Source organism: Nocardia aobensis NBRC 100429, assembly GCF_000308375.1.
GTDB lineage: Bacteria > Actinomycetota > Actinomycetes > Mycobacteriales > Mycobacteriaceae > Nocardia > Nocardia aobensis.
Genome location: NZ_BAFQ01000162.1, coordinates 86,710 through 98,595 on the forward strand (window position 1 = coordinate 86,710; position 11,886 = coordinate 98,595).

Sequence of the window (11,886 nt, forward strand, 5' to 3'; positions counted from 1 at the left end):
GCGGGGCTCCCGCGGCTGGGAACTCGCCGATGCCGGGCGGCTGCCGCGGACCGGCGGCGCCGGACCAGTGGCCGATGACAGGCCGCCACCAGGGCAGACAGACTCCGGCGGAGATACGCATCACCGCGGCCGGAATTCCTCGCCTCTCACCCTTGCGCCGGGTACCCATGGGGGGTATGTTCAGACATGTCAGGGGATACCCCCGCACCGTATAAGAGCGAGCGAAGGAAGCGATCATGGCTACCAGCACCTACACCGTCACCGGGATGACCTGCGGCCACTGCGTGGCGTCGGTGCAGAAGGAGATCGGCAAGATCGACGGTGTCACCAGTGTCGACGTAGACCTCACCTCCGGTCGCGTCCAGGTCGAATCCGCCGCACCGCTGACGGACGCCGCGGTCCTCGCCGCCGTCGACGAGGCGGGATATCAGGTGGCGAGCTGAATGAACGACAGACTGAAGTTCGCGGCCTTCGGCGGCGGACTGGTCGTGTTGTTCGGGGCCGCGCTCGGCATCGGCGCCCTGGTGGGCGATCCGGCCGAGCCGGCCCCCGGGCACGGCACCGGACTCCAGGCCACTCAGGAGGGTTACACCCTCTCCGAGGTGGCCGCACCTACCGAACCTCGAACCCCCGGCACCCTCCGATTCCGGATCACCGGCCCCGACGGCGCACCGGTCACTCGATACACCGATCTGCACGAGCGGGACCTGCATCTGATCGCGGTCCGCTCCGATGCCACCGAATACCGGCACGTGCACCCGGTCCGCGACGACACCGGCACCTGGTCGATCGATTGGCAGTGGGCCCGGCCGGGCACCTACCGCATCTTCGCCGATTCCCGGCCCGCCACCGCACCGGACGAACTGGTGCTCAGCCGCACGGTCACCGTGGCCGGCGCGACCGCCGATCGGCCCCTGCCGCCCGTATCCCGCACCACCACCGTCGACGGCTACCAGGTCCGCATGGACGGCGATCTGTCGACCGGCGGCGGCGAGGTGGGATTCACCGTCACCCGCGACGGACGGCCGGTCACCGATCTGCAACCCTATCTGGGTGCCTACGGGCATCTGGTCGCACTGCGCGGGAACGATCTGTCCTACCTTCATGTTCATCCCGAAGGAGAGGTCGACTCGACTCCCGCCGGGCCGCGGGTCGCCTTCCATGCCCAAGCGCCCAGCGCCGGCGCCTTCCGGCTCTACCTGGACTTCGCCCACGGCGGCGCGGTGCACACGGCGGAATTCACCGCCGAGGCGGTAGCCGGGCAGCAGAGCGGGCAACACGACAACGAGCACACCGGACAGCACGGAGGAGGTCACCAATGAGCGCGCCCACGACAGAGCGCTCCGTCGAGCTGGATATCGGTGGGATGACCTGCGCCTCGTGCGCCGCACGCATCGAGAAGAAGCTGAACCGGATCGAAGGTGTCACGGCCACGGTCAACTACGCCACCGAGAAGGCGAAGGTCAGCTTCCCGGAAACGGTGACGGCGGATCAGCTCATCGAACGTGTCGTCGACACCGGCTACACCGCCACCGTCCACGACAACCGGCCCGCGGAAACGGTTTCGGCCGAGGAGGTTTCGACCGATTCACCGTTGCGGCAGCTGCGGCATCGACTTCTGGTCAGCCTCGCACTGGCGCTTCCGGTCATCGCGCTGGCGATGATTCCGGCACTGCAATTCCGGAACTGGCAATGGCTTTCGCTGACGCTGGCCACGCCGGTCGTGTTCTGGGGTGGCGCCGCGTTCCATCGCGCCGCCTGGATCAACGCGCGGCATGCCACCGCCACCATGGACACCCTCATCTCGCTGGGCACGCTGGCGGCCTACTCGTGGTCGGTGTACGCGCTGTTCTTCGGCGATGCCGGAATGCCGGGAATGAAGCACGGCTTCAGTTTCGCGGTCGAACGCTCCGCCTCGGCGTCGAATATCTACTTCGAGGTCGCGGCCGGTGTGATCGTGTTCATCCTGGCCGGGCGGTATTTCGAGACCCGGGCCAAGGAACGAGCCGGTTCGGCGCTGCGAGCGCTGCTGGAACTCGGCGCCAAGGATGTGGCGGTGCTGCGCGACGGCGCCGAACATCGAATCCCGGTGTCGGAGTTGCGGGTCGGCGATCTGTTCCTGGTGCGTCCGGGTGAGAAGGTCGCCACCGACGGCGTGGTCACCGACGGCAATTCGGCCGTCGACATGAGCATGCTGACCGGCGAATCGGTGCCGGTCGAGGTCGGTCCGGGCGATTCCGTGATCGGCGCGACCGTCAACGCCGGCGGTGTGCTGACCGTGCGGGCCACCCGCATCGGCGCCGACACCCAGCTGGCCCAGATGGCCGCACTGGTGGAGGACGCGCAGAACGGCAAGGCGCCCGTGCAGCGCCTCGCCGACCGGGTCGCCGGGGTGTTCGTGCCGATCGTGATCGCGATTTCGGTGGTGACGCTGGGCTTCTGGCTCGGCAGCGGCGCCGCGGTGGCGGTGGCCTTCGGTGCGGCGGTCGCGGTGCTGATCATCGCCTGCCCGTGCGCGCTCGGCCTGGCCACGCCCACCGCACTGCTGGTCGGCACCGGCCGGGGCGCGCAACTCGGCATCCTGATCAAGGGTCCGCAGGTGCTGGAATCGACGCGGCGCATCGACACCGTCGTGCTGGACAAGACCGGCACCGTCACCACCGGCACCATGTCGCTGGCCGAGGTGATCCCCGCCGAAGGCCAGGATCGCGACGAACTGCTGGCCGTGGCCGCGGCGGTGGAACACGGATCCGAACATCCGGTGGCCCGGGCCGTGGTGCGCGGCGCCGCCGAACAGAGTCTGGCCGGGGAGCCGGTGCAGCAGTTCGTGAGCCACGGCGGTAAGGGCGTGCAGGGCCTGGTCGGTGAGCGCGCGGTCGTGATCGGCCGCACCGAACTGCTCGCGGACTGGTCGATCACGCTGCCGGAGTCGTTGGCGCAGGCCAAGTCCGAGGCCGAGTCCGCCGGTCGCACCGCGATCGTGGTGGCGTGGGACGGGCAGGCGTGCGGCGTGCTGGTCATCGCCGATGCGATCAAGGCCTCGAGCGCCGAAGCCATCGCGGATATGCGGTCGCTGGGACTGACGCCGGTGCTGTTGACCGGTGACAATGCCGCCACGGCTCGCACGGTCGCCGATCAGGTCGGCATCGACGAGGTGATCGCCGAGGTGCTGCCCGCCGACAAGCTCGACGTGGTGAAGCGCCTGCAGGATCAGGGCAAGGTCATCGCGATGGTCGGCGACGGCGTCAACGACGCGGCCGCTCTCGCCCAGGCCGACCTGGGTCTGGCGATGGGCACCGGCACCGACGTGGCGATCGAGGCCGGCGACATCACCCTGGTCCGCGGCGATCTGCGGACCGTGGGCACGGCCATCCGGCTCTCCCGGGCCACCCTGCGCACCATCAAGGGCAACCTGTTCTGGGCCTTCGGCTACAACGTGGCGGCGATCCCGCTGGCCGCGGCCGGACTGCTCAACCCGATGCTCGCGGGTGCGGCCATGGCACTGTCGAGTGTGTTCGTGGTGAGCAACAGCCTGCGCCTGCGGCGCTTCCGCTGAACGAATCCGCCGAATGTCCCGTCCGATCGGACGGGACATTCGGCGTTCCCGCGCCGGTCCGCCATACTTTCCGTCCGAAGAGATGAATGCGCCGCCGCGTCGACCGGACACCCGACGCCGCGCACGAGGACAAGGCAGGGACCACATGAGCATCCTGTTCGCGATCGGTTTGGTGATCTGGTTCGTCAGCATCGCCGCGATGTTTCTCGCACGCGCCCTCGACGACCTCAGACAGCAGGCCTTCCGAGCGAGCCTGGGAATGTGCGCGGTGGGGTCGCTCCTCCTCGCCATCGGCACGCCGTTCGTCAGCGGTAATTCGACAGGGAAGAACATCCTCGTCAGCGGTGGATTCGTCGTGATGGCGACGCTGTGCGCCTACTCGGTGGTGATCATGCGCGACCGCCCCGCCACTCCCCCGGTTCCGCTGCCGATCCCGTTCACCCCGCCGAGCGACAACCCCACCGATGCGCCGCAACCCCCGTCACAGGACTCGCAGACCCGCGTACCCGTCGCGGACTCCCGCCCCCACGATCCGAGTCGCATGTGACCAGCGTCGTACCGCATCGGCGGAGTGGGGTGCGCTCACCTCACGGAGGGCGGCGAGTCACCATCGCGCCGGCCCGTGGAATGGCGGCACCACCGGGCACGCACAACGACGAGTTCGCCGTGCGCGTGCGCAAGTCGGGCACTCTTCGCGGCTGACCGTGTACTGAGCGTGCAAACCGCCCCCAATTTTGCGGATTTCGCGCATTTTCACGCAGGTTTGCACGAATAGTTCAGCCGAGCACGGCAAGGCGCCCAGTACGTTTCGCCGCACACCCGCCGCGATCCAGTAGCTCGTGGCCGGCTTCGCACCCCGACGACCACTTGATCTGAACCGCAGTTGAGGTTCTAGCGTCGGAAACGACAGTCGTCCACCGAAGGGAACCGCGATGAAGATCCTCGAAGTCGAGCTCACCACAACGAATCTCGCCGCCTCGACCGAGTTCTACCGCGATCTTCTCGGCCTTACGGTCACCACGCAACCCGAGGGCATCGTCGTCGACATCGGCTCCAGCAGACTGAGGGTGCGGGCGGGCGCCGCTTTCGACGGAGTGCATCACCTCGCCTTCGGCATCTCCCCGCTCGACTTCGACTCGGCCCGCCGATGGTTACGGCAGCGGACCGAGTTGATCACCGTCGCCGGGTCGGACATCATCGACGGCCCGGAAGGTTGGGACTCCCGATCACTGTATTTCCGAGGCCCCGAGGGGATCCTGCTGGAATTGATCGCCCGCCAGGCCGACCGAGCCGTCCCGGGCAGCGCCGACGAAACCCCGCGCCTGTTGTCGATCAGCGAGGTCGGCATCGGCGTGCCCGATGTCCGCCAGACCGTCCGTCACCTCGCCGAAGCGTTCGAAATCCCGCCCTTCCCACCGCAACTACCCGGATTCGCCCCGGTCGGCAGCCACGACGGATTACTCATCCTGGCGAATTCCGGCCGAATCTGGTTCCCCACCGAGCAGGACATCCCCGCCACCGGACCGCTCTCGATCCACATCGAATCCGCAACCCACAGCGGAAAGCTCACCCTGACAGACGAAGCCGTCGTTCAGTGCGCTCAGACGCAGCCCGCATCGAGTACGTACGGATAGACCTTGCCGTCGAAACCATGTACGTACAACACCCACGGTTCGGAAGTCCGCTGCTGGCTGGTCATCCCTGCTCGGCGAGGCGGACGAACGCTGCGGTGTGGAGTGTTTCGCCGCGGGCGGTAGGGGCGATTCCCGCGGCGAGCAAGCGGCGTTCCGCCTCGGCGGGAGATCCGGCCCAGCCCGCGAGGGCGGCGCGTAATGTCTTGCGGCGCTGGGCGAATGCGGCGTCCACCACGGCGAAGACCCGCTCGCGGTGGGCGGTGTCCAGTGACCAGGGTGGTTGGTCGAATCGTTCGATGCGGACCAGTCCCGACTCCACCTGGGGGACGGGCCAGAACACCTGGCGGCCGACGGCTCCCGCGCGGCGGACGGTGCCGAAGAAGCCGGCCTTCACGCTGGGGACGCCGTAGATGCGGGAGCCGGGTTCGGCGGAGAGGCGGTCGGCCACCTCGGCCTGCACCATCACCAAAGCCGTTCGGATGCTGGGCAATTCGGCGAGCAGGTGCAGCAGCACGGGTACCGCTACGTTGTAGGGCAGGTTCGCCACCAGTGCCGTCGGCTCGCCCGGGATATCGGTGGCCGACACGCGCAGCGCATCACCGTGGACCACGGTCAGCCGGTCGCCGAGCTCGGGGGCGCGGTCGGACACCGTTTCCGGAAGATGCTGCGCGAGAACGGGATCGAGCTCCACCGCGATCACCCGATCCACGACGTCGAGCAGTGCCAGTGTCAGCGAACCGAGGCCGGGGCCGACCTCGAGCACCACGTCGTCGCGTCCGACGCCGGCCGCCGCGACGATTCGCCGCACGGTGTTCGCGTCGTGCACGAAGTTCTGTCCGAGCTGTTTGGTGGGGCGCACACCGAACCGCTCCGCCAGCACCCGCACTTCGGCGGGGCCGAGCAGTTCGGCCAGGCCACGGGCTTCGCTCACAGGTTCGGACACGCCCGCCAAGGTATCAGTGCGATCAGGGCACGTACGGCGTGGACTGCACCCGCGCGACGAACGCGTCCATCGCCGCCCACATCTGCGGATTCAGGTCGCAGTGCTGCCCGGTGCCGACCACCGACCGCGCATCCACGCCGTTCGCGGCCAGCTGGGCGGCCAGCGCGGCGTGCAGCGGCGATGGCACGGTGCGGTCGGTGGCGTTGAGCAGCAACAGAATCGGCGCGTCGTAGCCGCTCGTGGGCACGGCCAGATAGTCGGTGAGAGCGGCCGTGAACCGCGGATCGCCCAGCGGTCGCGACAGCAGATCGCCGAGCGAGGCGCCGTTGACCTGCTCGATCATCCCGTCCAGGCACAGGGTGCCGATACTGTCGAGCAGTTGGCGCCCACGGGGGCTCAGATAGCTGTCGACATCGATATCCGGCCGGGTCTCCCGCATTCCGACGAGCACCCCCGCGATGAAGGCGGTACTGCCGTCGCCGAGCTGCGGGATATTCGGCACCCACGGCCCGGCGATGGGCAGCACATGTTCCAGATCGGATTCCGGGTCGACCGCGATGGTCCCGCGGAAGTCCAGCTCGGGCGCGTAGCTCTGCTGGAGATGGCCCGTTCCCAGCGCGGCCTGACCCCCCTGCGACGCGCCGACGGCGATCCACGTGCGCGACAACTGCGGATAGGTCGCCCGCGCCGCCCGCAGCAGGTCGATGGTGGCGGTCGCCTCGGATTGCCGCTCCAGATACGGATGCGGCCCGGTGTCGAACGCGCCCAGCCCGAGATAGTCGGGCGCGACCACCGCGAATCCCTTGGACTGGAAGTACTGCAGGATGCGGTCTTCCTTGGCGCGACCGGACGGATAGGGCGCGGTGCCCGGATTCGAGATGCCGCTGCAGCCCATGCCGAGTCCGCTCGTGCCGTGGTCGTAGGCGACCACCGGCCAGCCACCCGCCGGCGGCTCACCCGGCGGCAGGAACACCGCACCGCTGGCCGGAACGGACGCCCCCTGCGAAGTCGTCGTCCGATAGTCGAGCAGCGCCCCTCCGGTCATACCGTGCCAGCCGTCCGGCTGCGCGGTGACCGACATCGTCGTTGCGGCCGGCTCGGCTGCGGCTTGCGGCACCGCGACGACCGAGGCGGCCGCCAGTGCGGTGAACATGGCCGCGGCCGTCAGCGGCCGACGGATCCGAGCCGAACATTTCGACAACCGCATGGGGCACCTCACATCGTCGGGATCTGCTGATTTTACGGTGCGCACACCGCACGGTCCGGAAATCCCCAGGCCGGGGCGTCGCGGAGCGTTGACGTCAATTGATACACGTTCTAGTTTCGGTGTACTCGCGGAACAGGCGGTGGCACATCCGGTCTCACCGCGCGCGACGCAGCAGGAGAGGACGGCCGCAATGATGCGCAGGCACGAGGGACGACGGGTGGTGGTGACCGGGGCGGGCTCGGGCATCGGGCGGGGCATCGTGGTGCGCATGCTCGCCGAGGGAGCACACGTGGTCGGCGCCGACATCTCCGAGCCCGGGCTGAAAGAGACTGTGGCGGAGGTGGGTTCGGACCGCGATCGGCTGCATACCGTCACCGTCGACGTGGCCGATCCGGAATCGGTGCGCCCCGCCGTCGCCGCGGCCGTCGATCATCTCGGCGGATTGGACGTGCTGGTCAACGCGGCCGGGATCATGCGCACCGCGCATACCCACGAGATGGCGTTCGAGAGCTGGAATCAGGTGATCGGCATCAATCTCACCGGCACCTTCCTGATGATGCAGGCGGCCATCCCGACCCTGCTGCAGTCCGACCATCCGGTGATCGTGAACTTCTCCTCCACCGCCGCACTCGGCGCGAACCCGTACATGGCCGCCTACGCCGCATCCAAGGGCGGCGTGAACGCGATGACCCATGCGGTCGCGCTGGAGTATTCGCAGAAGGGCCTGCGCGCGGTGAACATCGTCCCGGGCGGCATCACCAGCGGTATCACCAACAACCTGCAAACCCCCGAGGACGCCGACTGGAACCTCTTCTCCCGGCTGACCGGCTGGCTCAACGGCGGCGCCCTGGGCGAACCAGCCGACGTCGCGGGCGTGGTCGCCATGGTCGCCTCCGAGGACGGCCGCTACATCACCGGCTCGGAGATCCGCGTCGACGGTGGCGCGCTCATGTGACTAGCTGATTCCCAGGCGACTCGTGCACGCGGGCCAGGCACCCCAGCCCTGCCGGGCCCGCGTCACCTCGGCGATCGCGATCTGCTCTTCCCGGGTGGCGAGATCCGGCCGCTCGGCGTACTTCAGACCACCCTGCCGGGACCAGGTGCTCTGGTCGAACTGAATGCCGCCGAAGTACCCGTTGCCGGTGTTGATGGCCCAGTTGCCGCCCGATTCACATTTGGCCAGCGCGTCCCAGACCGCACCGTCGCGCACGGGCGGCACCTCGGTGCCAGGCTTGGCGCCCTTGCGGACCGTCTTGGGCTGAGCGGGCACGACGACGGTATGCCCCACGGCCTCACGCGACTCTTCCCTGCCGTTGACGATCGAGACCGCGTAGGTGACGTCCTGCACCCCGGCCTTGCCGGGATTCTCGACGACGGTCCGGCTCATGTTGAGGTCGGTGTCCTCGATGACATTCTCGGTCGGGTCGAGCGGTTCGCGTTCGGTGACCTTCTCGGTGTGCTTGCGGGTGACGGTGATCTTCATACCGTCGTGCAGCGGGGTGACGGCCGCGGGCTGCACGGTGTCCTCGCCGGTCAGCGGCACGCCCTGCACCTGCAGAAGCTCCCCGACCGTCGGTGCGGCCAGCCGCACGTAGCTCATCGGTTCACCGTTGTCGGACAGCTGCACGGTGCGCGGGCTGGTGACGGCCAGCGCGGCGCCCTGCAGCGGCAGCGGGGTGGGGCGCGAGGGCGAGACGAAGACGTCGCCGGGCAGCTGCAGTTGAGTCAGCGCGTCGGCGACGGTGTAGGCGGTGGTCCACACCTGTTTGGTCTTGCCGTCGAAGGTCAGCGCGATCTGCCGGGCACGGTTGAGCGTGATGGTGGCGCCGTCGGTGACGCCGGCATCCCCGGACGGGGACACCGAATCCTTACCGGCCAGCTTGTAGCCACCGGCCTTGAGCACGCCTTTCACACTGGCGGCCATGGTGGTGACGGTCGTGCGCTGACCGTCGACGACCAGGGTGACGGTCTTGCGGCTGACGATCGCCAGACTCGCCCCGATGATCAGGGTGATCAGCATCGCGGCGATCGCCGCATACAGCAGCGGCGAGCGCGACGCGTTGATCCGCTGGAGAGCGGATATCCGAAACTCCGGCATGGTCACAATACGATAACGAGGGGGTCAGTCCCTGGCAACTACATGCCGTGGAACAGGGGATTTCCACATCACGATTCGATATCGACGATCCGGAAATATCACGACCGCGCAATCGTAAGTGAACTGGAGCACACCTCGCATTCCGGTCGCGTTTTATGTGACGCACCGCACGCGCCGGGCTCAGCGCCTCGGCAACCGGTAGACCCGCTCCGCATTGGCGGTGGTGATCTCGGCCAGCGCCGCCGGATCCTGTTCGCGCAGCTCGGCCAGGGCCCGCACGGTGTAGGGCAGGCAGTACGGCTCGTTCGGCGCGCCCCGGAACGGGTGCGGGGTCAGGAACGGCGCATCGGTCTCCACCAGGATCAGCTCGTCCGGCACCAGCTTCGCGGCCTCGCGCAGTTCGTGCGCGTTCCGGAAACTCACCGTCCCGGAGAAGCTGAGCAGATACCCCTCGGCCACGCAGGCCAGCGCCATATTGGCGTCGGAGGAGAAGCAGTGGAAGATCACCGTCTCCGGCGCGCCCTCGTCCAGCAGGACCGCCAGCACGTCGTGATCGGCCTCGCGGTTGTGGATCATCAACGGCTTACCGAGTCGTTTCGCGAGGTCGATATGCCAGCGGAAGCCCTCGACCTGATCCTCGATATCGGCGCAGCCGTCGAGTTTGCCGGGCCAGTAGTAGTCGAGCCCGGTCTCGCCGACGGCGACCACCCGGGGGTCGGCGGCCAGCTTCTCCAGTTCGGCGCGGGCGGCATCGTCCAGGGCGTTCGCCCGGGTCGGATGGAGTGCGACCGCCGCGTACACGCGCGGATCCCAGTGCGCGGCGTCGACGGCGAAGCGGGCGGCATCGAGGTCGTCGGCGATGGTCACCACCCGGCCGACACCTACGGCGGCGGCCCGATCCACCATGGCGGCAACCGATTCCGCGTCCTCGGCGCCGCAGGCATCGAGGTGGGTGTGCGCGTCGATCAACGGCGACAGCGGTTCGGGCGGCTCGGGTGCGGGTCGTTTACCGGGCATCGGACCAGATTAGACACACCGCACCGACGGCAGGTGAACCCGGCGGGAGCGCCGAGCGGACGACGGGATATCGACGCGAGGGATTATCGGCGGCGGATTAGAGTGGACACACCATGAGCGCACCCGAACGCACCTCACCGGCCTTCTACATCACCACGGCGATCGCCTATCCCAACGGCGCGCCGCATATCGGCCATGCCTACGAGTACATCTCCACCGATACGCTGGCACGGTTCAAGCGGCTCGACGGCTACGACGTGTTCTTCATGACCGGCACCGACGAGCACGGCCAGAAGGTGCAGCAGGCCGCGCGCGCCGCCGGCGTCTCCGTGGAGGAATACGCCGCGCGCAATTCGGATGTGTTCGAACGCATGGACAAGGCGCTCGACATTTCCTACGACCGGTTCATCCGCACCACCGACGAGGATCACCTCGCCGCCAGCATCGCGATCTGGGAGCGCATGCAGGCCAACGGCGATATCTACCTCGACACCTATTCGGGCTGGTACTCGGTGCGCGACGAGGCCTTCTACACCGAGGAGGAGACCACCGTCGCCGAGGACGGGACGCGCCTGGCGACCGAAACCCGGACCCCGGTGGAATGGACCGAGGAGTCGAACTACTTCTTCCGGTTGTCGAAATATCAGGACCGGCTGCTCGAACTGTACGAGACCACACCGGATTTCATCCTGCCCGCGACCCGGCGCAACGAAATCGTCAGCTATGTGAAGGCCGGTCTGAAGGATCTGTCGATTTCGCGCACCACCTTCGACTGGGGTGTGCCGGTGCCCGGTGATCCGGCGCATGTGATGTACGTGTGGGTGGACGCGCTCACCAACTATCTGACCGGTGTCGGATTCCCGAATACCGATTCGGCGGCGTTCCAGCGGTTCTGGCCGGCGAATGTGCACATCATCGGCAAGGACATCACCCGCTTCCACACCGTCTACTGGCCGGCATTCCTGATGTCGGCGGGTATCGAATTGCCGAAACGCGTTTTCGTGCACGGCTTCTTGTTCAACAAGGGCGAGAAGATGTCGAAGTCGGTCGGGAATGTGGTGGATCCGCTGGCGCTGGTCGACCAGTACGGTCTCGACGCGGTGCGGTTCTTCCTGCTGCGCGAGATCTCCTACGGCCAGGACGGTTCCTACAGTCACGACGCCATCGTCGGGCGGATCAACACCGATCTGGCCAACGAGTACGGCAATCTGGTGCAGCGCAGCCTGAAGATGGTGGCGCGCGATTTCGATTCCGCCGTACCGACTCCCGGCGAATTCACCGACGCCGATCGGGAACTGCTCGATCGCGCGAACGGCCTGCTGGAGCGCTGCCGCACCGAATTCGACGGGCAGCAGCTGCATCTGGCGCTCGAGGCGATCTGGCTGACCCTCGGCGAGACGAACAAGTACTTCTCCGCGCAGCAGCCGTGGG

At 67.8% G+C, this 11,886-nt stretch carries 11 protein-coding genes; 7 read left to right on the forward strand and 4 right to left on the reverse strand.

From position 1 onward, the window contains the following. Window positions 1–236: 236 nt before the first annotated feature. The 5 genes from RJ03_RS21455 to RJ03_RS21475 all read left to right on the forward strand — a co-directional run bounded on the left by RJ03_RS21455 (window position 237) and on the right by RJ03_RS21475 (window position 5,190). Complete coding sequence (locus tag RJ03_RS21455) at window positions 237–443, forward strand: heavy-metal-associated domain-containing protein (RefSeq protein WP_036505193.1); 207 nt, start codon at window positions 237–239, stop codon at window positions 441–443. Next, window positions 444–1,322 (forward strand): DUF8832 domain-containing protein, encoded by an 879-nt coding sequence (locus tag RJ03_RS21460; RefSeq protein ID WP_036505195.1) that lies wholly within the window; start codon window positions 444–446, stop codon window positions 1,320–1,322. Then, entirely contained in the window at window positions 1,319–3,556 is a 2,238-nt protein-coding gene (locus RJ03_RS21465; protein WP_036505196.1) for a heavy metal translocating P-type ATPase, read from the forward strand. The genes RJ03_RS21460 and RJ03_RS21465 overlap by 4 nt, the downstream gene beginning before the upstream one ends. A 145-nt stretch (window positions 3,557–3,701) precedes the next feature. Continuing rightward, on the forward strand, window positions 3,702–4,103 hold the full coding sequence (locus RJ03_RS21470; RefSeq protein ID WP_036505198.1) for a hypothetical protein: 402 nt from the start codon (window positions 3,702–3,704) through the stop codon (window positions 4,101–4,103). Window positions 4,104–4,488: 385 nt separating this feature from the next. Next, on the forward strand, window positions 4,489–5,190 hold the full coding sequence (locus RJ03_RS21475; protein WP_051025012.1) for a VOC family protein: 702 nt from the start codon (window positions 4,489–4,491) through the stop codon (window positions 5,188–5,190). A gap of 61 nt (window positions 5,191–5,251) precedes the next feature. On the opposite strand, the gene rsmA is transcribed toward RJ03_RS21475, so the two are convergent. After that, window positions 5,252–6,133 carry a 16S rRNA (adenine(1518)-N(6)/adenine(1519)-N(6))-dimethyltransferase RsmA gene (gene rsmA, locus RJ03_RS21480; RefSeq protein WP_036505199.1) on the reverse strand — a complete coding sequence of 294 codons (882 nt, stop codon included), beginning with the start codon at window positions 6,131–6,133 and terminating at the stop codon, window positions 5,252–5,254. A 22-nt stretch (window positions 6,134–6,155) separates the two neighbouring features. After that, complete coding sequence (locus tag RJ03_RS21485; protein WP_083871238.1) at window positions 6,156–7,340, reverse strand: alpha/beta fold hydrolase; 1,185 nt, start codon at window positions 7,338–7,340, stop codon at window positions 6,156–6,158. Between the two features lie 193 nt (window positions 7,341–7,533). Here RJ03_RS21485 and RJ03_RS21490 point away from each other — a divergent pair, with 193 nt between their 5' ends. Further along, entirely contained in the window at window positions 7,534–8,295 is a 762-nt protein-coding gene (locus RJ03_RS21490; protein ID WP_036505254.1) for an SDR family NAD(P)-dependent oxidoreductase, read from the forward strand. Here RJ03_RS21490 and RJ03_RS21495 read toward each other — a convergent pair whose 3' ends face one another. Beyond that, window positions 8,296–9,423: a resuscitation-promoting factor gene (locus RJ03_RS21495; RefSeq protein ID WP_036505257.1), complete on the reverse strand. Its 1,128-nt coding sequence runs from the start codon at window positions 9,421–9,423 to the stop codon at window positions 8,296–8,298. It abuts the gene before it with no gap. Window positions 9,424–9,618: 195 nt separating this feature from the next. Next, entirely contained in the window at window positions 9,619–10,455 is an 837-nt protein-coding gene (locus RJ03_RS21500) for a TatD family hydrolase (RefSeq protein WP_036505201.1), read from the reverse strand. 113 nt (window positions 10,456–10,568) lie between these two features. Here RJ03_RS21500 and metG point away from each other — a divergent pair. Continuing rightward, window positions 10,569–11,886, forward strand: a 1,318-nt coding sequence (metG, locus tag RJ03_RS21505; protein WP_036505204.1) for a methionine--tRNA ligase, incomplete at its 3' end; no start/stop codon positions are given.

Excerpts from the sequence above, each read along its gene's own strand:
- RJ03_RS21455 (WP_036505193.1), top strand. The coding sequence starts at position 237 with ATGGCTACCAGCACCTACACCGTCACCGGGATGACCTGCGGCCACTGC.
- RJ03_RS21460 (WP_036505195.1), top strand. The coding sequence starts at position 444 with ATGAACGACAGACTGAAGTTCGCGGCCTTCGGCGGCGGACTGGTCGTG.
- RJ03_RS21465 (WP_036505196.1), top strand. The coding sequence starts at position 1,319 with ATGAGCGCGCCCACGACAGAGCGCTCCGTCGAGCTGGATATCGGTGGG.
- RJ03_RS21470 (WP_036505198.1), top strand. The coding sequence starts at position 3,702 with ATGAGCATCCTGTTCGCGATCGGTTTGGTGATCTGGTTCGTCAGCATC.
- RJ03_RS21475 (WP_051025012.1), top strand. The coding sequence starts at position 4,489 with ATGAAGATCCTCGAAGTCGAGCTCACCACAACGAATCTCGCCGCCTCG.
- RJ03_RS21485 (WP_083871238.1), bottom strand. The coding sequence starts at position 7,340 with ATGCGGTTGTCGAAATGTTCGGCTCGGATCCGTCGGCCGCTGACGGCC.
- RJ03_RS21490 (WP_036505254.1), top strand. The coding sequence starts at position 7,534 with ATGCGCAGGCACGAGGGACGACGGGTGGTGGTGACCGGGGCGGGCTCG.
- RJ03_RS21500 (WP_036505201.1), bottom strand. The coding sequence starts at position 10,455 with ATGCCCGGTAAACGACCCGCACCCGAGCCGCCCGAACCGCTGTCGCCG.